General features: G+C 69.8%; 18 protein-coding genes. 7 read left to right on the plus strand and 11 right to left on the minus strand.

Translation table 11 applies throughout. The features are described from left to right. Nucleotides 1-124: 124 nt before the first annotated feature. Together ACIBH1_RS48455 and ACIBH1_RS48460 are read right to left on the minus strand one after the other, a co-directional pair. Complete coding sequence (locus ACIBH1_RS48455; protein ID WP_397320926.1) at nucleotides 125-1,612, minus strand: CoA-acylating methylmalonate-semialdehyde dehydrogenase; 1,488 nt, start codon at nucleotides 1,610-1,612, stop codon at nucleotides 125-127. Beyond that, nucleotides 1,599-2,873 (minus strand): aspartate aminotransferase family protein, encoded by a 1,275-nt coding sequence (locus tag ACIBH1_RS48460; RefSeq protein WP_397320927.1) that lies wholly within the window; start codon nucleotides 2,871-2,873, stop codon nucleotides 1,599-1,601. Before ACIBH1_RS48460 ends, ACIBH1_RS48455 begins: the two co-directional genes overlap by 14 nt. Nucleotides 2,874-3,057: 184 nt before the next feature. Here ACIBH1_RS48460 and ACIBH1_RS48465 point away from each other — a divergent pair, with 184 nt between their 5' ends. Next, nucleotides 3,058-3,759: an alternative oxidase gene (locus ACIBH1_RS48465; protein WP_397320928.1), complete on the plus strand. Its 702-nt coding sequence runs from the start codon at nucleotides 3,058-3,060 to the stop codon at nucleotides 3,757-3,759. On the opposite strand, the gene ACIBH1_RS48470 is transcribed toward ACIBH1_RS48465, so the two are convergent. Next, nucleotides 3,735-5,183, minus strand: a complete 1,449-nt coding sequence (locus ACIBH1_RS48470; RefSeq protein ID WP_397320929.1) for an MFS transporter — start codon at nucleotides 5,181-5,183, stop codon at nucleotides 3,735-3,737. The two genes, ACIBH1_RS48465 and ACIBH1_RS48470, sit on opposite strands and share 25 nt — an antisense overlap. A 56-nt stretch (nucleotides 5,184-5,239) precedes the next feature. Here ACIBH1_RS48470 and ACIBH1_RS48475 point away from each other — a divergent pair, with 56 nt between their 5' ends. The 4 genes from ACIBH1_RS48475 to ACIBH1_RS48490 all read left to right on the plus strand — a co-directional run bounded on the left by ACIBH1_RS48475 (nucleotide 5,240) and on the right by ACIBH1_RS48490 (nucleotide 9,625). Then, entirely contained in the window at nucleotides 5,240-5,941 is a 702-nt protein-coding gene (locus ACIBH1_RS48475) for a TetR/AcrR family transcriptional regulator (RefSeq protein WP_397320930.1), read from the plus strand. Nucleotides 5,942-5,954: 13 nt separating this feature from the next. Continuing rightward, on the plus strand, nucleotides 5,955-7,538 hold the full coding sequence (locus ACIBH1_RS48480) for an AMP-binding protein (protein WP_397320931.1): 1,584 nt from the start codon (nucleotides 5,955-5,957) through the stop codon (nucleotides 7,536-7,538). Between the two features lie 90 nt (nucleotides 7,539-7,628). Next, a complete protein-coding gene (locus ACIBH1_RS48485) occupies nucleotides 7,629-9,275 on the plus strand; it encodes a PucR family transcriptional regulator (RefSeq protein WP_397320932.1) in 1,647 nt (548 codons plus the stop codon). Between the two features lie 35 nt (nucleotides 9,276-9,310). Beyond that, nucleotides 9,311-9,625 (plus strand): cupin domain-containing protein, encoded by a 315-nt coding sequence (locus tag ACIBH1_RS48490; RefSeq protein ID WP_397320933.1) that lies wholly within the window; start codon nucleotides 9,311-9,313, stop codon nucleotides 9,623-9,625. On the opposite strand, the gene ACIBH1_RS48495 is transcribed toward ACIBH1_RS48490, so the two are convergent. Next, on the minus strand, nucleotides 9,622-10,107 hold the full coding sequence (locus ACIBH1_RS48495; RefSeq protein WP_397320934.1) for a MarR family winged helix-turn-helix transcriptional regulator: 486 nt from the start codon (nucleotides 10,105-10,107) through the stop codon (nucleotides 9,622-9,624). The two genes, ACIBH1_RS48490 and ACIBH1_RS48495, sit on opposite strands and share 4 nt — an antisense overlap. A gap of 51 nt (nucleotides 10,108-10,158) precedes the next feature. On the opposite strand from ACIBH1_RS48495, the gene ACIBH1_RS48500 reads away from it, so the two are divergent. Continuing rightward, a complete protein-coding gene (locus ACIBH1_RS48500; RefSeq protein WP_397320935.1) occupies nucleotides 10,159-11,658 on the plus strand; it encodes an LLM class flavin-dependent oxidoreductase in 1,500 nt (499 codons plus the stop codon). On the opposite strand, the gene ACIBH1_RS48505 is transcribed toward ACIBH1_RS48500, so the two are convergent. From ACIBH1_RS48505 to trpS, 3 genes are all read right to left on the minus strand, one after another. Continuing rightward, nucleotides 11,655-12,752 carry a LuxR C-terminal-related transcriptional regulator gene (locus ACIBH1_RS48505; RefSeq protein ID WP_397320936.1) on the minus strand — a complete coding sequence of 366 codons (1,098 nt, stop codon included), beginning with the start codon at nucleotides 12,750-12,752 and terminating at the stop codon, nucleotides 11,655-11,657. The genes ACIBH1_RS48500 and ACIBH1_RS48505 overlap by 4 nt on opposite strands. A 117-nt stretch (nucleotides 12,753-12,869) precedes the next feature. Next, nucleotides 12,870-13,328, minus strand: coding sequence for a hypothetical protein (locus ACIBH1_RS48510; RefSeq protein ID WP_397320937.1), 459 nt, complete (start codon nucleotides 13,326-13,328; stop codon nucleotides 12,870-12,872). A gap of 85 nt (nucleotides 13,329-13,413) precedes the next feature. Next, nucleotides 13,414-14,382, minus strand: a complete 969-nt coding sequence (trpS, locus tag ACIBH1_RS48515; RefSeq protein ID WP_397320938.1) for a tryptophan--tRNA ligase — start codon at nucleotides 14,380-14,382, stop codon at nucleotides 13,414-13,416. A gap of 231 nt (nucleotides 14,383-14,613) precedes the next feature. Between trpS and ACIBH1_RS48520 the strand changes: the two genes are divergently transcribed. After that, entirely contained in the window at nucleotides 14,614-16,065 is a 1,452-nt protein-coding gene (locus tag ACIBH1_RS48520) for a phosphodiester glycosidase family protein (protein WP_397320939.1), read from the plus strand. Here the strand turns inward: ACIBH1_RS48520 and ACIBH1_RS48525 are convergent. The 4 genes from ACIBH1_RS48525 to ACIBH1_RS48540 are packed head-to-tail and all read right to left on the minus strand — an operon-like array spanning nucleotide 16,052 to nucleotide 20,939. Beyond that, nucleotides 16,052-17,221, minus strand: coding sequence for a serine protease (locus ACIBH1_RS48525; protein WP_397320940.1), 1,170 nt, complete (start codon nucleotides 17,219-17,221; stop codon nucleotides 16,052-16,054). The two genes, ACIBH1_RS48520 and ACIBH1_RS48525, sit on opposite strands and share 14 nt — an antisense overlap. Further along, entirely contained in the window at nucleotides 17,214-18,458 is a 1,245-nt protein-coding gene (locus tag ACIBH1_RS48530; protein WP_397320941.1) for a serine protease, read from the minus strand. The genes ACIBH1_RS48525 and ACIBH1_RS48530 overlap by 8 nt, the downstream gene beginning before the upstream one ends. Further along, nucleotides 18,451-19,725, minus strand: coding sequence for a trypsin-like peptidase domain-containing protein (locus tag ACIBH1_RS48535; RefSeq protein ID WP_397320942.1), 1,275 nt, complete (start codon nucleotides 19,723-19,725; stop codon nucleotides 18,451-18,453). Before ACIBH1_RS48535 ends, ACIBH1_RS48530 begins: the two co-directional genes overlap by 8 nt. A 53-nt stretch (nucleotides 19,726-19,778) precedes the next feature. Continuing rightward, complete coding sequence (locus ACIBH1_RS48540; protein WP_397320943.1) at nucleotides 19,779-20,939, minus strand: trypsin-like peptidase domain-containing protein; 1,161 nt, start codon at nucleotides 20,937-20,939, stop codon at nucleotides 19,779-19,781. Nucleotides 20,940-21,377 lie beyond the last annotated feature (438 nt).

Below are 21,377 nucleotides of genomic sequence, written 5' to 3' on the forward strand. Positions count from 1 at the left end.
GGCCCCGTCAACACCCCTCTCTCCCCTCCGGGGGGTTGGGCGGGGGGGCCGGGGGGGGCGCCCCCCCCCCCCCCCCGGGGGGGGGGGGGGGCCCCCCCCCCCCCCCACCCCCTGAAACCGTTGTTCACCTGTTGGTCGGGAACCCGAGGTTCACGCCGCCGTGCGAGGGGTCGAGCCAGCGGGAGGTGACGACCTTGCCGCGGGTGTAGAAGTGCACGCCCTCGGTGCCGTGGACGTGGGTGTCGCCGAAGAGCGACGACTTCCATCCGCCGAAGCTGTAGAAGGCCATCGGCACCGGGATCGGCACGTTGATGCCGACCATGCCCACCTCGACCTCGTTCTGGAAGCGGCGGGCCGCTCCCCCGTCGTTGGTGAAGATCGCGGTGCCGTTGCCGTACTCGAGGTTGTTGATGACCTCGAGCCCCTCCTCGTAGGAGGAGACGCGCACGACGGACAGCACCGGGCCGAAGATCTCCTCGGTGTGCACGCGCGAGCCGACCTGGACGTGGTCCAGGACGGTCGGGCCGAGCCAGAAGCCCTCGCCGCGCCCGCCGAGCACCTCGGTCTCGCGGCCGTCGACCACGATCTTGAAGCCCTCGTCCAGGTCGAGGTAGGAGGCCACCTTGTCGCGGTGCTCGCGGGTGACCAGCGGGCCCATCTCGGCCTCGGGGTCGTCGCCCGGTCCGATCTTCAGCTGCTCGACCCGGGAGACGATCTTGGAGACCAGTTCGTCCGCGACGGGCTCGACGGCGAGCACGACCGAGATCGCCATGCAGCGCTCGCCCGCCGAGCCGAAGCCCGCCGAGACCGCCGAGTCGGCCACCAGGTCCAGGTCGGCGTCGGGAAGCACCAGCATGTGGTTCTTCGCGCCGCCGAGCGCCTGCACCCGCTTGCCCGCGGCCGTACCGGTCTCGTAGACGTAGCGGGCGATCGGCGTGGAGCCGACGAACGAGACCGCCTTGACGTCCGGGTGCTCCAGCAGCCGGTCGACGGCGACCTTGTCACCCTGCACGACGCCGAAGACGCCGTCGGGCAGCCCCGCCTCCTTCCACAGCCTGGCCATCAGCAGCGAGGCCGACGGGTCCTTCTCCGACGGCTTGAGGATGAAGGCGTTGCCGCAGGCGATGGCGATGGGGAACATCCACATCGGCACCATCGCCGGGAAGTTGAACGGCGTGATGCCGGCGACCACGCCCAGCGGCTGGCGGATCGAGTAGGAGTCGACCCGCGTCGAGACACCTTCGGAGAAGCCGCCCTTGAGCAGGTGCGGGATGCCGCAGGCGAACTCGACGACCTCCAGGCCGCGCGCCACCTCGCCGAGCGCGTCGGAGTGCACCTTGCCGTGCTCGGCGGAGATCAGCCCGGCCAGCTCGTCGCGGTGGGCGTACATCAGCTCGCGGAAGCGGAACAGCACCTGCGCCCGCTTGACCAGCGAGGCGTCGCGCCAGGCGGGGAAGGCCGCCTTGGCCGAGGCGACGGCGGCGTCGACGTCGGCCGCCGCGGCCATCGCCACCTGGCCGCTGACCTGGCCGGTGGCCGGGTTCGAGATCGGCGCGGTGCGGCTGTCGCCTTCGTGTTCGGCGCCGTTGATCCAGTGCTTAACGAACTTCATCCTGAATGACTTCCAGAGCGTTGACGATGATGTCGAGGCCCTCGTGCGCCTCTTCCACGGTCAGGGTGAGCGGCGGGGCCATGCGGATGGCCGTGCCGTACAGGCCGCCCTTGCCGGCGAGCAGGCCGAGCTTCTTGCTCTCCTCCATGAACCGTCCGGCATGGGCGGGCTCGGCGAGCTCGATGGCGAACATCAGGCCCTTGCCGCGCACCTCCTTGACGATGGGCAGGCGCTGGGCCGCCTCGCGCAGGCCGTCGATGATGATCTTCCCGGTCCGCGCGGCGTTGGCCTGCAGGTCGTGGTCGAGCACGTAGTCGAGGGTGGCGTTGGCGGCGGCCATGGAGATCGGGTTGCCGCCGAACGTCGACAGGCCCACCGCGTGCAGCCCGTCCATGAGGTCGCCCCGCGCGACGATGCCGCCGACGGCGAAGCCGTTGCCCAGGCCCTTGGCGAAGGTCATCATGTCCGGCGTGACGTCGTGGTTCTGGATGCCGAAGAACGCCGAGCCCGTACGGCCCCAGCCGGTCTGCACCTCGTCGGAGATGAACAGGATGCCGTGCTCGTCGAGCACCTCCTTGTAGGCCTTGAACAGCCCGTCGGGAGCGGCGGTGAAGCCGCCGACGCCCTGGATCGGCTCGGCGATCAGCGCGGCGACGTCGCGTGAGACCACGGTGGCCAGGGCGTGGCGCAGGTCGGCCACGCACGCCTCGATGTACTCCGCGTCGCTCATGCCCCTGAAGGCCGGCAGGTGGCGGTCCGCGCCGTGCAGGAAGTGCACGTTCAGCGGCGACATCGAGTTGTTCTTCCACGTGGTGTTCGAGGTCACCGAGATCGCGCCGAAGGAGCGGCCGTGGTAGCTCTGGCGCATCGCCAGCACCTGGTCGGTCTTGCGCGCGTACGTCGCCAGCAGGAGGGCGGTCTCGTTGGCCTCGGTGCCGGAGTTGGTGAAGAACACCTTGGCGTCGGGGATGCCCGACAGCCTGGCGATCTTCTCGGCGAGCTCGATCTGGCCGCGCAGCAGGTAGACGGTGCTGGTGTGCACGACGCCGGTGGCCAGCTGACGTTCGACGGCTTCCCGCACCTCGGGCACGTCGTAGCCGATCATGTTGGTCAGGATCCCGGCGAAGAAGTCCAGGTAGCTCTTGCCCGTGTGATCGACGACTCGGTTGCCCTTGCCGCTGACGATCTCGATGGGTTCGGCGTAGTTGAGTGCCACCCAGTTGGGGATGACGGCCCGGTGGCGTGCGAGAAGGTCGGACATGTTCCGAGTATCCCTGCTCAACGCGCCTACTCCCACCGTCAGACTGTCGGCGCGGCGCGAAATCCCCTTACATCCTGTCCATCCCCTAGGGGATCTCCCGTCCACCTGGCGCGGTACACGGGGCGTTGTGAATGCCTCCCAGCGGGCGACGACCGGTGAGGGCCTGTCACCGCACCATCAATGCATGACAATCACCATCGAAAAGCCGCAGACCCTCACCGGACCCGTCAAGCTCACCCGGGAGCAGCTCAAGCAGGCGCAGCAGGAGACCCTCGACACCCCGCGCATGCGCTACAGCCTGCTGGCCAAGCTGATGTTCAAGCCCGTGGACCTCCTGTACGGCAAGCAGGGATCGTTCACGAAGTTCGCCATGCTGGAGATCATCGCCCGCGTGCCGTACCAGGCCTGGGAGCGTATGGGGTACTGGGCGGTCCATCGCCATCGCAGCCGGTCCCACCTGGCCCGCCGGGTCTTCGAGCGCATCGTCGAGGCCCGCGAGGACCAGGACAACGAGCAGTTCCACCTGCTGATCATGGAGGACCTGATCGACCGCCAGGGACTCAAGCGCAACTGGCTGCTGCACCGGGCGGCGCCCTGGGCGATCTCGTTCTTCTACTACCACGTCTCGTGGCTGCTGTTCCTGGTCCACCCGAAGTCGAGCTACCGGCTGAACGCCGAGTTCGAGGACCACGCCGAGCACGAGTACATGACCTTCGTGGCGGAGAACCCGGACCTGGAGTTCGTTCCGGACCCGGGCACCTACGCCGACGAGTACGGGCGGTACCGCTCGGTGGCCGACCTGATGCGCCAGATCGGCCACGACGAGCGGGTGCACAAGCTCGACAGCCTGGAGAAGATGGCTCAGCCGACCGTCACCGGTTCCTGAGCGGCGGGCTTCCTGCCCCGCAGCACGAAGGCCCCGTACACCGCCGCCGCGAGGCTGAGCGCGGCGGCGACCCAGGAGCCCGTCGACATGGCGGCGCCGAGCGCGGGCTCGGCCGCCGCCGGGAACTGGGCGAACGACAGGTCGATCGAGTCGGCGACCGCGACCGGCACCTGGGAGGGCATGTTGGAGGCGAAGACCCCCGCCAGGACGCTGCCCAGCAGGGCGATGCTGATGGCCATGCCGACCTGCTGGAGCGTGTCGTTCATGGCCGAGCCGACCCCGGCGTGCTCCAGCGGGATGGCGCCCATGATGGTGGCGTAGCCGGCGGGGCCCGCCAGGCCGCCGCCGACGCCCATGACCAGCATCGAGGCGAGCACCGCGCCGTAGCCCTCGCCGAGGGCCAGGATCGCGAAGGCTCCGGAGATGATGACCAGGCCGGAGACCATGAGGGTCTTGTTGCTCAGCTTCTTGCCCAGCGTGGCGCCCAGGCCGTTGAAGACGGTCGCGGCGACCGCGTAGGGCAGGAAGGCCAGGCCGGCCTGCATGGGGCTGTAGCCCAGGACGTACTGCAGGTAGTAGGTGAGGATCAGCATGACGCCGCCCATGCCGAACGACATCAGCAGCAGGGTCGAGGCGGCGCCGCTGAAGTCGCGGCTCTTGAAGACGCCCAGCGGCAGCATCGGCTCCTCCGAGCGTCGCTCCCACCAGATGAACGCGCCGAGCGTGACGACGGCCAGCGCGATGACCGGGATGTTCCACTCCCGCTCGATGATCACGTAGACCGCCGAGGTGAGACCGACGACCGAGAGCACCACGCCCACCGGGTCGATCCTGCGGTGCTCGTTGCCCTTGCTCTCGGGCATGAGCACGAACGCGGCGATGATCGCGATGATCGCGACGGGGATGTTGAGCAGGAAGACCGAGCCCCACCAGAAGTGCTCCAGCAGGAAGCCGCCGAGCGTGGGCCCGAGGATGACGCCCACCATGGAGACGGTCATCCACCCGGCCATGGCCTTGCGCCGTTCCTCCTCGTCGAAGACGGTCATCAGGATGGACAGGGTCGAGGGCATGAGGATGGCCGCGCCGATGCCCATGAGGGCGCGGGCCAGGATGAGCATCCACGGTTCCGTCGACATGACGGCCACCACGGAGGCAAGGCCGAAGACGGTCAGCCCGATGACCAGCATGAGGCGCCTGCCGTACCGGTCGGACAGGCTGCCCGCCGTCAGCAGCAGACCCGCCATCGCCAGCACGTAGGCGTCCAGGATCCACTGCACGTCTGACGTGGAGGCCCCCAACTCCTTGCCCAGGGAGGGGATCGCCAGGTTCAGGACCGTGCCGTCGATCACGAGGACCAGCAGGGAGAGACACAGGACCGCCAGGATCCACCAACGGCGGGGGTCTCGTACAGTGTTCGATTCCACTCGCACACTGTACGACGAAACTCGCACACTGTGCGACAGCATTTATGCTGGACCTTGTGACCAAGCAGTTCAGCTCCGTGTGGGCCCGCGAAGAACGCGCGCCCAAGGCGCCAGGGCTCAGCCGTGACCAGATCGTCAGGGCCGCCCTGGAGCTGCTCGACGCCGAGGGCATCGAGGGGCTGAGCATGCGCAAGCTCGGCGCCAGGCTCAACGCGGGCGCGACCAGCATCTACTGGCACGTGGCCAACAAGGACGAGCTCCTGGAGCTGTGCTACGACCGGGTCTGGGTCGACGTGGTGGTCCTCGACCCGGAGACCGCCCACTGGCGGCCGGCGCTGTCGACCTTCGCCCACAGCCTGCGCTCGACCATTCTGCGCCACCCCTGGCTGGCCAGGGTGCTGGGCCGCCTCCCCGGCCTCGGCCCCAACCTGCTGAGCGTCAGCGACCGGATCATGCGCCTGCTGCAGCGAGCCGGGTTCGAGGGCCTGGAGATCAGCTTCGCCACGGGCACGATGATGGCCTACGTCATGGGCCAGACCATCCCGGAGGTGACGTGGCGCGAGACCATGGGCAAGCAGCACATCCAGCCCGGCGACCTGATGGAGATCCTCGAGAAGACCACCGCCGACGACTTCCCCGAACTGTTCGCCGCCTTCCGCGACACCAGGGACCTGGATCCCCTGGAAACACAGCGCATGTCGTTCAGCTACGGCCTCGAGTGCGTGCTCGACGGCCTTGAGGCACGGGTGAACGCGTAGCAGGATCGGAAGCATGACCGACTTCCGCACCGCCCGCGATCTGCTCCTCGACTCCGACTACGCCACGGCTCGGCGCACGTTCCGATGGCCGGAGCTCGGGGAGTTCAACTGGGCGCTCGACTGGTTCGACCACCAGGAGGGCATGGCGCTGAAGTTCGTCGGCGGTCCGTCCTACGGCTTCGCCGAGCTGGCCGCCCGTTCCAACCAGGTCGCCAACTGGCTGCACAACCAGGGCGTCCGCCGGGGTGAGCGCATCCTGGTGATGCTCGGCAACCAGCCGGAGTTGTGGGAGGCGATGCTGGGCGCGATGAAGCTGGGCGCGGTCATCATCCCGGCGACCACCCTGCTGACCGCCAAGGACATCACCGAGCGCATCGAGCGCGGCGAGGTCAGGCACGTCATCGCCAACGCGGCCGACGCCGCCAAGTTCACCGGCGGGCCCTACACCAAGATCGGCGTCGGGGAGGCCTTCGGCTGGCTGCCCTTCCACGAGGCCTACGGAGCCCCGGAGGAGTTCACCCCCGACGGCCCGACCCGCGCCGGCGACACGTTGCTGCTCTACTTCACCTCCGGCACGACCTCCCAGCCGAAGCTGGTCGAGCACACCCACGCCTCCTACCCGGTGGGCCACCTGTCCACGATGTACTGGATCGGGCTGCGACCCGGCGACGTGCACCTCAACATCTCCTCACCGGGCTGGGCCAAGCACGCCTGGAGCAACGTCTTCGCGCCGTGGAACGCGGGAGCGACCGTGCTGATCCACGACTACCAGCGGTTCTCGGCGGCCAAGCTGCTGGAGGTGCTGCGCGACGAGGCGGTCACGACCTTCTGCGCGCCGCCGACCGTGTGGCGCATGCTCATCCAGGAGGACCTGGCCGCGTGGAAGCTGCCGCTGCGCACGGCGGTGGCCGCCGGGGAGCCGCTCAACCCGGAGATCATCGACCAGGTCGCGAAGGCGTGGGGCATCACGATCCGCGACGGGTACGGGCAGACGGAGACGACGGCGCAGATCGGCAACGTGCCGGGGATGGCGGTCAAGCCGGGCTCGATGGGGCTGCCGCTGCCGGGGTACGAGATCACCCTGCTGGATCCGGTGACGGGCGAGCCGGGTGACGACGGGGAGATCTGCCTGCCGTTGGGCGAGGGCCGCCCCCTAGGCCTCATGTCCGGATATGTCGGGCGGTCGATGGACGACCGGGGCTACTACCACACCGGCGACGTGGCCACCCGCGACGCCGACGGCTACATCACCTACGTGGGCCGCACCGACGACGTCTTCAAGGCCTCCGACTACCGCATCTCCCCCTTCGAGCTGGAGAGCGTGCTCCTGGAGCACGAGGCGGTGGCCGAGGCGGCCGTGGTGCCCGCGCCCGACCCGGTGCGCCTGGCCGTCCCCAAGGCCTACGTGGTCCTGGCGCCCGGTTTCGAGCCCTCCGAGGCGACCGCCCGCGCCATCCTCGACTACTGCGGCGCCAACCTCGCGCCCTACCAGCGCATCCGCCGCCTGGAGTTCGCCGAGCTGCCCAAGACGATCTCGGGCAAGATCCGGCGGGTGGAGCTGCGCGAGCAGGAGCCGGGCACCGAGTACACACTGTGATCTTACCGCGACACGTAGCGACAGGAGAGGCAACAAGCTGTAAATGGATAATTAACCCTATTTACAAGCTGAACGGATAGGCTCGCTCCCGTGCTCCCTACCATCGCCGATGTCCTCGCCCTGGAGACCGTCCGCCGGGGCAATCCGCGCGTGGTGGCGGGTGCCGACCGGCTCGACACGCGGGTGCGGTGGGTGCACGTGGGCGAGATCGCCGACATCGCCCACCTGCTGCGCGGCGGCGAGCTGGTGCTGACCACCGGCGTCGCGCTGCCGGAGGATCCGGAGAAGCTGGCCGCCTACATCGCCGAGCTGGCCGGGGTCGGCGCGTCAGGGCTGGTGGTCGAGCTGGGCAGGCGCTTCGTGCGCGAATTGCCCAGGCCCGTGGTCAAGGCGGCCGAGGACCACGGCCTGCCGCTGATCGTGCTGGCCCGCGAGACCCCGTTCGTGCAGATCACCGAATCGGTGCACTCGCGCATCATCGAGATCCAGCTGGAGGAGCTGCGCGCCTCCGAGCAGCTTCACGAGGTCTTCACCGAGCTCTCCGTCGAGGGCGCCTCCCCCACCGAGGTGCTGGCCCAGGTCGCCCGGTTGTCGGGCCGTCCCGTGGTGCTGGAGAACCTGGCCCACCAGGTGCTGGCCTGCGAATCCGCCGGGCGCGACACCGGCGCCCTGCTCGCCGGCTGGGAGTCGCGCAGCAGGGCGGTCGCCCCCGCCGGGCGCACCGCCTTCGACCCCTCCTCCGGCTGGCTCGTCACCGTGGTCGGCGCGCGCGGCCAGGACTGGGGCCGGCTCATCCTGGTCTTCGACGCCCCGCCCACCCCGCGCGACCTCGTGCTCGCCGAGCGCGCCGCCACCACGCTGGCCCTGGGCCGCCTGCTGGAGCGCCACCAGGAGTCGCTCGAACGGCAGGCGCACGGCACGATCCTCACCGGCATCCTCACCCACGCCTACTCCGACCCCGACGAGGCCGCCGCCCGCGCCCGCGCGGTCGGCGTGCCGCTCACCGGGCGCAAGCTGATCAGCGTCGTCATCAGACCCACCGAGCCGACCGAGCAGGCCCCCAGTGTCCCCGGGCTCAAGAACTCGCCCCTTGACGGCCAGGCCCAGCTCGGCGAGCTCGCCGAGGCCACCGCTGCGGCCTGCCGCGACGCCCGCCTGCCCGCCCTGGTGGGCGCGCTCGACCAGGACCGCGTCGGCGTGCTGCTGCCGCTGCCGCCGCGCACCAGCGCCGAGCCCGCGCTCACCGCGCTGGCCGACCGCCTGCGCATGCTCTGGCGTCCAGGTTCCGCGTTCGTGCTGGCCGCCGGATCGGTCGTCGAGAGCATCCGCGACGTGCGGCGCAGCTTCCTGGAGGCCGAACAGGTGGCCGACGTCGCGGTGCGCCAGCCCGACGGCCGCGCCTACTACCGGCTGCCCGACCTGCGCCTGCGCGGGCTGCTGCACCTCCTGCGCGACGACGCCCGGCTGCAGACCTTCGCCGAGCGGGAGCTGGGGCCGCTGCTGGCGCACGACGCGCAGCGCGGCGGCGACCTGACGCGGATCCTGCGCATCTACCTCGACGCCGGGCGCAACAAGGCGGTCGCCGCGCAGAAGGCCCATCTGTCGCGTCCCGCCTTCTACGACCGGCTGCGGCGGCTGGAGCGCATCCTCGACACCGACCTCGACGACGTCGAGTCGTGCCTGTCGCTGCACGTCGCCCTGCTGGCCCTGGAGTCGTTCCGCCGCGAACCTCGCTGATCCGCCCTCACCACGAACCCCATCCGAGGACCACCATGCGCGCCTTCTCCGTCCGCGACGCCGTGCTCGAAGCCGACGAGCTCGACCCCGCCCAGATCGTCTCAGGCACCCCCGCCGTCTCGGTGCTGGAGCTCGGCGAGGGACGCGGCATCTGGGAGATCACCCCGGGCGTGGTCACCGACGTCGAGCACGACGAGATCTTCGTGGTCCTGTACGGCAGGGCGACGATCGAGGTGGAGGGCGGCCCGGCGATCGAGGTGGGCCCCGGCGACGTCTGCCTGCTCGACGCCGGAGCCAGGACCACCTGGACCGTGCACGAGACGCTCCGCAAGGTCTACCAGGCGCACTAGAGGGGCCCGAGCTCCTCCACGGCGGCGCAGGTCTCCATGATCCGGTCGCCGTCGTTGCCCAGCGCCACCGCCAGGCGCCCCACCAGGTCGCGGAAACGCTCCGCGTCGTCGCCCAGCGCCGCGAGCACGTGCTGCTCCACTCGCGCCAGCCGGTCCTGGAGCCGCGCCCAGACCTCGCGGCCGTGGGCGGTGGCCACGACGCGGCGGTTGCGCCGGTCGGAGGGGTCGGGCCGGCGTTCGACCAGGTCGAGCCCGACCAGGTCGTCGACCAGGTAGGTCATCACCGTGCGGTCGATGCCGAGCTGTTTGGCGATGGCGCCCTGGTTGGCGGGTGTCTCCTGCATGGCCGCGGCGAGGATCTGGAAGCCGCGCGGCCCCCCGGGCAGGCCGCTGATGACGGCGCCGGCGGCCTTCACGTACGTGCGGAAGACGGTGCCGAGTGCCCAGCCGAGGTCGGCGTCGAGCCCGGTGTCCGTGGTCATGGCGTCATTCTACCTAGCTTGATTCGTCAATCTTCTGCCTGATATATCATCTTGAAGACAGACGATTGGAGCGTCATGCCGACCTATGGCCACGAAGTGAAGTTCGGCGTCTTCCTCACCCCCACCCCCGACCGGGTGCTGGCCCTGGCCCAGCTCGCCGACGCCGAGGGCCTGGACCTGGTGACCATGCAGGACCACCCGTACCATCCCGCCTTTCTCGACGCCTGGACCCTGGCCGGCGTCATCGCCGCGCGGACCGAGCGTGTGCACGTGAGCCTCAACGTGGCCAACCTGCCGTTGCGCCCGCCGGCGGTGCTGGCCAAGAGCGTCGCCACCCTCGACCTGCTCAGCGGCGGCCGTGCCGAGCTCGGGCTCGGCGCGGGCGCGATGCCCGATGGGGTGGCCATGCTGGGCGGCCCGCGGCGTTCGCCCGGCGAGGCGGTGGCGGCGTTGGAGGAGGCCATCGAGCTGATCCGCGCGTTGTGGACGCCCGGACCGCCCGTCACGTTCGAGGGCGAGCACTACCGGCTGGAGGGCGCGCCGCCCGGCCCGATCCCGCCGCACCGGCCGCAGATCTGGGTCGGAGCGCTCAAGCCGCGCATGCTCCGGCTGGTCGGGCGGCTCGGCGACGGCTGGTGGCCGAGCGAGTCGTACGTCCCGCCCGAGCGGCTCGCCGAGGGCAACAAGATCATCGATGAGGCGGCGCTGGAGGCGGGGCGCTCGCCGCAGGACGTGCGCAGGCTCTACAACGTGGGCCGCCACCAGGGCTCGGCGAGGGAGTGGGCCGAGCGGCTGGCCGAGCTGAACCTCACCTACGGCATGGCGACGTTCGTGCTGGCCGACGACGATCCTCGCGCGATTCAGCTGTTCGCCGCCGAGGTCGCGCCTGCCGTACGCGAGCTGATCGAGAGCGAGCGGGGCGCTCCCGCCGGCGAGCCGGACGCGCCCGCCGTCCACGAGTCCACGACCATCTCCACCCCCGCCCCCGGCGTACGGCACAGCGGCGAGCGGGCGTGGGACGAGTCCACCCGGCCCACCGCCCCCGTGCCCGCGGGGGCGCGTGCGCTCACCCACCAGGAGCAGGCGGCCGGGCAGCACCTGATCGACGTCCACGACCACTTGCGCTCCGAGCTGGAGCAGGTCAGAGACCTGATCGAGCAGGTCGTAGCCAGCCGCCTGAGCGCGGGAGACGCCCGCGCGGCGATCAACCGCATGACGATGCGGCAGAACGACTGGACCCTCGGCGCCTACTGCTCGGCCTACTGCCGGGTCGTGACCACCCACCACACGCTGGAGGACCAGTCGCTCTTCCCGCGGCTGCGGCGGGCGGAGCCGGGCCTCACCCCGGTGCTGACCAGGCTGGAGGAGGAGCACCACGTCATCCACGGCATCCTGGAGCGGGTCGACCAGGCCCTGGTCGCCACGGTGGAGTCCCCCGGCGGTCTCGACCTGCTGCGCGCGGAGGTCGACCTGCTCACCGACGCGCTGCTGTCGCACCTGTCGTACGAGGAGCGCGAGCTGGTCGAGCCGCTGTCGCGCGTCGGCTTCTAGGCCAGCAGCCTGGCCAGGTCGAGCCGGTGGTTGACGCCGAGCTTGGAGTAGATGCGGCACAGGTGGTTGCCGACCGTGCGCGGCGAGACGGTGAGCAGGTCGGCGATCTCACGGTTGGTCAGGTTCCACGACGCCAGGCGGGCTATCTCCTTCTCCCGGCCGCTCAGCTCGGAGATCTGCTGATCGCCGGAGGAGAAAGGGATGACCCTGGCCAGGTGGCCGCGGGTGCGCACGGGGCCGGTCCAGGTACGGATCACCTGGGCATAGAGCGGGTGCGCGAGCTGGACCCGCAGGGGCTGCTCGCCCACCGAGATGAGGCCGCGGCGCTCCATGCGCTCGACCGGCTCGGTGCCGGCCAGCTCGATGAGCGTGGCCAGCTCCAGCGGCTCGCCGAAGGCGACGTACTCCAGCACCGACCGCTCCTGCTCGTCGACCTCGCCGATCGCGGCCTCCACCAGCAGCCGCAGCCGCTCGGTGAGGACGATCTCGCCGGGCCAGCGCCACAACCCGCCGCTGTGAACGAACGGTCCCGAGGTGACGAGCTCGACCAGGAAACGGGCGTTGCCGCGGGTGGCGTGCCACAACCTGCGCGAGGTCAGCCCCTCGACCTGGCCGCCGAGCGCCAGCGACAGCAGCCGCGCGCTGTCGGGCGCCGGCAGCGGGCCGAGGTCGAGCCTGGCCAGCCGCCCTTCCTTCCACAACTCCACCAGCGGCCGGGGCAGTGCCGCCCCGCTCACCGCGGCCGCGGCCAGCCGTACGCCGTAGTGTTCCGCCAGGTGCCCGACCAGCGCCGCCGAGTGCGGATCGAGCAGGTGCGCGTCGTCGACGACCAGCACCTCGGCCTCGATCTGCCCGGCCGCCCAGCGCACCGGGTTGAGCCCTTGCGGTTCGCCGGACAGCAGGTGCGCGAACGCCCCGAAGGCGATCTGCGGCCCCGCGCCCGACACGCGCACGACGCCCGGCCCGCGCACCGCCTCGGCCAGCAGCCTGCTCTTGCCCGCCCCCGGCTCACCGACGACGAGGATCCCTGCCCGGTCGCGGAGCGCGTCCCTGATCGCGGTGCGCTCCGCCGTCCTTCCCACGAAGGCGACCATCTCCCCCACCTCCCAGACAATGACGTTAGGGACGCGGGGCCGCCAAGGGATCCGAGGTAACCCTGAACCTGTCCGCGGACCGCTCAGTGGCACGACGGTCCGCGGGACGGAGCACGGCTACAGCGGCGACTTGTAGATGATCTTCCAGGTGCCCGAGTAGCGGCACGAGGCGGACGGGGCCGCGGCCTTGGCCTCGGAGCAGACCTTGAGCTCTGCCTGGTAGACGTCCTTGTAGACGAGCGTGAACTTCTTGGCCGTGCCGTACGAGCAGTCCCGCAGGTTCTTCTCCTTGATGACGAACTGGTTGCCCTTGCGGATGGCGAACTGCCACATCACCCAGGCGCAGGTGCCGGGCGAGCGGGCGTAGTCGGTGAGCTTGCCCTTGACGGTCAGGGTGTCGGCGGTGGGCAGCACGTCGTGGTCCTCGCCGACGGCGATGTAGGTGCCATGCACCTTCGCCTTGCCGCCGGGGGTCTGGTACGGGCCCCACTTGACGGAGGGGACGGCGCTCGCGGGCTGGGCGGCGAGAAGGACGGCGGCGACGGCGGGGGCCAGGAGGGCCAGCAGGGTTCTCATGGCTAGAAGTGTCCGGGTGATGCTTGAAGAACACCTGAGTATGCCTATACCTAGCCCTTGCAGCCACCTGTCATCTCCCACGGGCTCACGGCCCGAACGCGTAGCCCATCGCCTGCCGTACCTCGTCGAGCGTGCGCACGGCCACCTCGCGGGCCCGCGCGTTGCCCTCGCGCAGCACGTCGTGCACGTCCGTCTCCGCCAGCGAGCGGCGTTTGTCCCTGATGGGGCGGAAGAACTCGTTGACCGCCTCGGTGACCAGCCGCTTGAGCCCCGAGGCCCCCGCGTCGCCCACCTCCTCGGCGATCGCCTCCGGCGACCGGCCCGTGCACAACCCGGCGATGGTCAGCAGGTTGGCCACCTCGGGCCGCCGCTCCGGCTCGAAGGTGATGTGCCGCTCGGCGTCGGTCACCGCCCGCCTGATCAGCGCCGCGGTCTCGTCGTCGGTGGCCTTCAGGGCGATGGCGTTGCCGCGCGACTTGCTCATCTTGCCGCCGTCGAGCCCGTTGAGCAGGGGCGTCTCGCTGAGCAGCGCGTCGGGCACCGGGAAGACCGGCGCGTAGCGTTCGTTGAAGCGCCGCGCGATCACGCGGGTCACCTCGATGTGCGGCAGCTGGTCCTTGCCGACCGGCACCAGGTCGCCCTTGCAGAACAGGATGTCGGCCGCCTGGTGCACCGGATAGGTGAACATCAGCCCGCTGACCGCCGCCTGGGAGCTGTGCGCGATCTCGTCCTTGACCGTGGGGTTGCGCTGCAGCTCCGAGACCGTCACCAGGCTCAGGAACGGCAGCAGCAGCTGGTTCAGCTCGGGGATGGCGCTGTGCTGGAAGATCGTCGTGTTCGACAGGCCGATGGCCAGGTAGTCGAGGACCACGTCGACGGTGTTGCGCTTGATCTCGCCCGGCAGGTCGCGGTCGGTGATCACCTGGTAGTCGGCGACGAGCACGTAGACGTCGTGCTCGTCCTGCAGCCTGATCCGGTTGGCCAGCGATCCGAAGTAGTGGCCGATGTGCAGCGGACCGGTCGGCCGGTCGCCGGTCAGCACGGTGTGTCTCATCTGGGTCTCCATCGACGAGGTCCCCAGGAAGGCCGTCCCCGGGGACGGCCTTTGCGCAGCATGCGAAAGTCAGGGGCCGTCGGGCGGCCGCCACCACATGCTGACTCGAGTCATGGGTCCATTGTGTCCCAATCCTGTAACCACTCCAACCGGGTTTGCGTGTTCTGCCGCGCCGTCCATGATCACCTCGCCAGGATGGTTCGGTCCCGTTAGGTCCCCTCTGGAGTGTTCATGTCACGACGCACCCTCGTCGTCGGTCTCGCCACGGCCACCTGCCTCACCGTTTCGGCGGCGACGGCGTACGCCGCCGACCTGCCCGCCTCGGAGTTCCCCCTGGGCGGACCCACGGCCAAGTCCGTGTCCAGCCTGGGGCAGGGCGTGGAGTTGTTCACCCTGAAGGCCGGCAAGGCCACCGACGGTTACACGGTCACCATCCTGATGCCGAACGGCCGTGATCACGGCACCCTCCAGGACGCCGAGCTGAAGGCGGCCGAGGTGGAGGCCGCCGGCGAGACCCCGAGCCTCCAGCCGATGGTCAAGCCGCAGGTCTCCGACGGCCCCGCCAAGGAGTACTTCACCGTCCGCGTGGGCCTGTGGTCGCTGAAGGACAAGGACGAGGCGGCCAAGACGATCAAGGCGCTGAAGGAGGCGGGGATCAAGTCGAAGCTCGACTTCCTCGGCGACGACGGCGTGCAGACCACCGGACCGTGGAACATGAAGGTCCTCATGATCGACAGCCGGAGGTTCCGCGGCTCGTACGCCGCTAGCCTCGGCACCAGCGTGGCCAAACGCGAGACCACCTCGTCGATGGCCAAGGCGGCGGGCGCGCTGGCCGCCGTCAACGGCGGCTTCTTCAACATCCACACCCTCTCCGCCCTGCGCGGCGAGCCGGTCGGCGTCTCGGTGGTCGGCGGCAGGCTGCTCAGCGAGGCCGTGCCCGGCCGTTCCGCCCTGGTCCTCAAGGGCCGTACGGCACGCGTCACCGAGATCAAGACCACCGTGGCGGCCGTCGCCCAGGACAGCGCCCGCGTCGACGTCCAGGGCGTCAACCGCAACGCCGGCGCCGACGAAATGGTGCTCTACACCGAGGAGTGGGGAGCCAAGACCCCCAACAACGGCGGGGCCGACGCGGTGATCGACGCCACTGGCAAGATCGTGCGAGTGCGCGCCTCGGGAGCGGCGATCCCGGCCGGCCACCGGGTGCTGCACGCCTCGGGCATCGCCTCCGACTGGCTCTACCAGCACGCCTGGGAGGGCTGGACGATGGCCTTCGACACCAAGGTGATCGACCTGCGCACGGGATCGGCCCTCGAGCTCTCCCCCGACCTGCACGTCATCGGCGGCGGCGTGGGCCTGGTCCGCAACGGCCGGGTCCGGGTCTCGGCCAAGCGCGACGGCCACGACTCGGTCAACATGGTGCTGCGCCGTCACCCGCGCACGATGGTCGGCGTCACCCGCAGCGGCGGCCTCATCGTGGCCACCGTCGACGGCCGCAAGCCCGGCGTGACGGTCGGGGCCAACATGATCGAGGCCGCACAGCTGATGCGCTGGATGGGCGCCGTCCAGGCGATCAACCTGGACGGCGGCGGCTCCAGCGCGATGGTGATCGGCAAGAAGGTGGTCAACAAGCCGTCCGACGGCCGCGAGCGGGCCGTGGGCGACGCGTTGCTCATCTTGCCGTGAGCTCGGCGATGTAGCCGCGCACGTACAGGTGCTGGGGGTGGAGCCTCAGCACCTGGCGGAACTTCAGCAGCGCGGGCTTGTGGCGTCGGGCGAAGTAGTCGTCGAGCGCCGAGAAGTACAGGCTCGAGGTCCGCGACAGGACCGGCGTCACCCCCGCCTCGGCCAGCTGCTGCCTTATCACACCGACGGGCAGCACGAACGTGGAGTTCTCGGTGGCCCCCCCGACCCGCTCGTCGGTGGCTACGGCCACGGACGTGCCGACGACCTTGCCGTGTCTGTCGAACACCGGCCCGCCCTGGCTGCCCGGGTAGATCGGCATCTGCGTCTGCAGGTACGTCACCTTCCCGACGGTGACCCGCTTGGCGTTGACGATGCCCTTGGCCAGCGTCGGGCGGGCCGCGGACTTCTCGTCGAACTCCCAGCTGACCTCCGGGTAGCCGTTGCCGTACAGCATGTCGCCGACGGCCACCCCGCCGCCGAGCGGCAGGGTGGGCAGGTTCTTCATGCCCCTGGCCTTCAGCAGCGCGAAGTCGGCCCCCGGCCAGCGGGCGCCCCTGGCGACCACGCTCAGGGCCGGAGCGCCCTTGCCGACCAGGACGATCGTCGTCTTCGACTTCGTCAGCCTGCGGTGCTTGTGGTCGAAGGCCGTGAACAGGCGGGTGGCCAGGTCGATGAGGTCCGCCTCGGTGATCTTGTGCTTGGCGGTGAAGGCCTTGACGTTCTCGGTCATGAGCCCGGTCGTGCCCTGGGCGAAGTAGGCCAGCAGCGCCTTGCCCTCCAGCCCCGTGCAGGACGCCGCGGTGACCATGTGCCCCTGCGGCGTCACCCAGAAGCCGGTGCAGCCGACCTTCCTGGTGCCGCCGACCTCCTTGTACGGCTTGGCGGGCGCCAGGTGGCGGTCCACGTCGGCGAGGGCGGTCGTGAGCACCCACCTGAGCTTCGCCTGCCGCGTGGCCGGGATGCGCCCGGCCTTGGCGTGCGCCTCCGCCTTGGCGAACAGGGCGGTGAAGGCCCTGGTCGGCTTCGGCGTGGCGACGGCGACGGCGCCTTCCTGGGTGGTGGCGATCTGGCGCACGGCCGGGTCGCTGCGGGCGGCGATCACGGTGGCGTCGGCGGGGACCATCAGCAGGGCGCCGATCAGCAGGGCCTTAAGCATCGTGTCCCCCCGACTTGTCGCGCCCGGCGGCGACCGCCTTGGTCGCCTGGTCGATGTAGCCCTTGACGTACGGGTGCGCCGGATACAGCGCCAGGACCCTGCGGAACTTCGGCAGGGCGAGCTTGTAGCGGTCGGCGAAGAAGTCGTCCAGCGCCGCGTTGTAGAGCGTGGTGGTCGGCGAGGCGGCCGGCGCGAAGCCGAGCTGCTTGGCGATGACGCTCACCGGCAGCACCACGTTGGCGTTCTCCGTCTCGCCGCCCTCGCGCAGGATGCTGCCGAGGTTGCCGACCAGCATGCCGACGAGCGTGCCTTCCTTGCTGAAGACGGGGCTGCCGGTGTTGCCGCCGTAGGCGGGCACCTGCGTCTGCAGGTAGGGCACCTTCTTGATCGTCGTACGGCGGGCGGTGTAGAGGCCCTCCACCAGCGTCGGGCGGAATCTGGAGGCCTTGTCGAACTCCGGCAGCTCGACGGCCGCCGAGGGGAAGCCGTTGACGTACAGCACGTCGCCCACGCGCACGTCGGTGTCGCGTCCCAGCGGCAGCGACGGCGCGTTGCGCACGTTCCTGGCCTTCAGCAGCGCGAAGTCCAGCCCCGGCCACGACTCCCCCTGCTTGAGCAGGGTCAGCGCCCGATTGCCCGCCGGCGTCGCCAGCTCGATCGAGTGGCGCAGGTTCGTCAGCTTCGTGTGCTTGACGGCGAACCCGGCGAACAGGTCGAAGGCCAGCCGCTCGACCTCCTGGTCGGGCTGGGCGAGCTTGTCGGTGCGCTTGAGCAGGTTCTCGACGTCCTTCTGGACGAGCTTGGCGCCCTCGTCGATCGAGAACAGCAACATCATCAGGTCCTTGCCCAGCTTGCTGACACACTGCGCGCCGGTGACCAGGTGCCCCTGCGGGCTGGCCCACCAGCCCGAGCAGCGGTTGACGAAACGGAGGTCGCGGTGGGTCCGGTACGGCTTGGCGGGCGCGACATACCTGCCCACATCCGCGGCGGCCGTACGGAGCACCCACTTGAGCTTGCTCTGCCCGTCCTTCGCCTTCGCCTTGGCGAACAGCTTCCAGAAGGCGGGCTTGAGCCTGGGCGTCGGCATGACGCCGTCGGCGGTGTTGGTGGTGACGACCTGCTGCACCGCCGGATCCGTGCGCGCCCCGACCCACGTCCCGGCGGGAGGCTTGGCGTGCGCCACGCCGGGAGCCAGCGCGACGAGCGCCACGCCGATGATGAGGAGTGCCCTACGCACTGGTCTTCCCCGTTTCGATGGCCTTGATGAAGTCACGGACGTACAGGTGCTCGGGGTGGAGCGCGAGCACCTCGCGGAACGCCGGCAGCGCGGCCCGGTAGCGCTTGGCGAAGTAGGCGTCCAGGGCCCGGTCGTAGAGCTCGGTGGTCTCGGAGACGACCGGCTTGACCCCCGCCTTGGCCAGCCGTTCCCTGATCACGCTGACCGGGAGCACGAACGCCGTCGACTCGGTCTCGCCGCCGATCCGCCAGTCGACCAAGCCGAAGATGAGCGTCCCGATGAGCTTGCCGTCCTTGCCGAAGACCGGGCCGCCCGAGTTGCCGCCGTACGACGGCGCCTGGGTCTGGATGTAGGGGATCTTCTGGACCGTGGTGCGCCTGGCGTTGTAGATGCCCTCGGTGAGGGTCGGGAGCAGCTTGGAGCGTTTGCTCAGGGCCTGGCTCTGGTCGACCGTGCCGGGGTAGCCGTTGATGTAGAGCGTGTCGCCCACCCGCACGTCGCCGTCCTGGCCGAGCCGTACGGTCGGGAGGTTCTTCAGGCCGCTCGCCTTCAGGATCGCGTAGTCGGCGCCGGGCAGGTTCTTGCCCCTGGCCAGCAGCCTCAGCTCCGGCGCGCGGCCGGACAGCGCCTGCTCGAAGCCCGACAGGTAGACGGCCTGCGTCTGCTTGACCGGCTTGAGGTGCTTGAGGGCGAACTCGGTCAGGATCTGCTCGGCCAGCTTGGTGACGGACTCGTCCGCCTCGACGCCCTCGGTGAGCCGGGGCACGTCCTGCTTGATCAGGGCGGGCAGGTACTTCTGGGCGAAGATCTCCTTGCTCTCCTTGGCCGGCTGGCCGACGCAGTGCGCCGCGGTCAGCAGGTGGCCCTGGGGTGTCACCCAGGAGCCGGTGCAGGAGCCGCCGTAGAAGGCGTTCCTCGTCACGCGCGGGACCCTGCCGGGCTTGAGGTAGCGGTGCACGTCCTTGGCGGCGGCCCGCAGCACCCACTTGAACCGGCTCTGCTGGTCGCCGGGGATCCTGCCCGCCTTGGCGTGCGCCTCGGCCTGGGCGAACAGGGCCCGGTAGTCCCTGGTCAGCCTGACGTCGGCCGCTTCCAGCCTGGCCCTCACGACGAGGGAGATCTGGCGGACGGCCGGATTGGTCTTGGCCGCCACCACCGTCCCGGTCGCGGGCGCGGTTGCGGTGGTTGTCATTGCCCACGCTGGTTGACCGGGCACCGCCACCACCGCGAGCCCCACCATGACCAGAGCGGTCAGCGATCTACGCATGGGTGGAGCTTGCGGTGATCCGTCTGCGGTGGACTTACAACCCGCTTGCATCATCAGCGGCTCTTGTCGCGTCCTGCGGCGATCGCCTGCTTCGCCTGCTTGATGAAGCCCCGGACGTACAGGTGCTGCGGGTGCAGGCGCAGAACCTTGGCGAACTTCGGCAACGCGGCCCGGTAGCGGTCGGCGAAGAAGTCGTCGAGCGCCGAGTAGTAGATCGTCGAGGTCTGCGACGTCACCGGGGTGACACCCGCCAGCTTGAGCTGGTGCTTGATCAGGTCCACGGGCAGGACCAGCGTCGAGTTCTCCGTGTGCCCGCCGATATTGTTGCTGACCAGCACGGCGATCGCGATGCCGATGACCTTGCCGTCCTTGTTGAAGACCGGGCCGCCCGAGTTGCCGCCATAGGCCGGGACCTGCGTCTGGATGTACGGCACGCCCCTGATCGAGGTGCGCATCGCGTTGAACGCGCCCTGCGTCAGCGTCGGATGGTCCTTCGACTTGCGGCTCAGGTAAGGGCTCAGGTCGACGGTGCCCGGGTAGCCGTTGATGTAGAGCGTGTCACCCACGCGCACGTCCCCGTCACGGCCGAGCGGGACCGTCGGCAGGTTCCTCATGTTCGACGCCTTCAGCAGCGCCCAGTCGAGCCCCGGCCAGTCCTCGCCCTTCTTCAGCAGCGCCAGCCTGGGCGCCTTGCCCTTGGCGTAGGCGTCCATCGAGCCGAGGTAGACCGCGCTGCGGGCGTTCTTCAGCTTGAGGTGCTTGACGTTGAAGGTGCCGAACATCGTCTGGGCCAGCTTGGTCAGGCCCCCGTCGATCACCACGTTCTTCCTCATCGGCTGCAGGAAGGCCTTGGCGTCGTCAGCGGTCAGCTTCGGCAGGAACGCCGTGGCGAAATTCTGCTGGAAGTACGCCTTGCTCCAGCCCACGCAGTGTGAGCCGGTGACCATGTGGCCCTGCGGCGTCACCCACCAGGCCGTGCAGATGCCGGGAAGCTCTCCCGGCGCGACGCGAGGCGCCTTGCCAGGCCTGAAGTACCTGTCGACATCTCCGCCCGCCGTCTTGAGCACCCACTTGAGGCGGCTCTGATTGTCAGACGGGATCCTGCCGGCCTTCGCATGGGCTTCCGCCTTCCTGAACAACTGGTAGAACGCCTTCGTCGCCTTCGGCGGCGGGACGCTTAACGTGGCGCGGTACACCGTGGTGATCTGCCGCACTGACGGATCCGTCCTCGCCGCCAGCCTGGTACCTATCGACACCTCAGGCGACGTTCGTGTCGCCTGTTGGGTGGTGGTGGCCTGCTCCTGTGTCACACGTTCCTGGGCCACGCGTTCCTGGGCCACGGCCTGCTGGGCCGGTACGACACTCAGGCCGGCCAGGCTCAAGCTCACCAGGGCCACACCATTGCGCAGTGATCGCCGCATCTTCGCACTCCTCGTCTCTCCGTTGGAGCGAGGGTGCGCTTCGGCGATGTCAGGCGGCTGGCAGGAGTTTGCCGCTCGGTTGCAGGCTGGTTTCAGACCGCCTGTTCGATCAAGAAACGCCAGAAGGCCCGCACCAGGTCACCCCGGGCGGGCCTTCTGAACCAACATTTGTGCGGCGGCGACCTACTCTCCCACACCCTGGCGAGTGCAGTACCATCGGCGCAGAGAAGC

This window comes from Nonomuraea sp. NPDC050663, from assembly GCF_044456985.1.
Lineage (GTDB): Bacteria > Actinomycetota > Actinomycetes > Streptosporangiales > Streptosporangiaceae > Nonomuraea.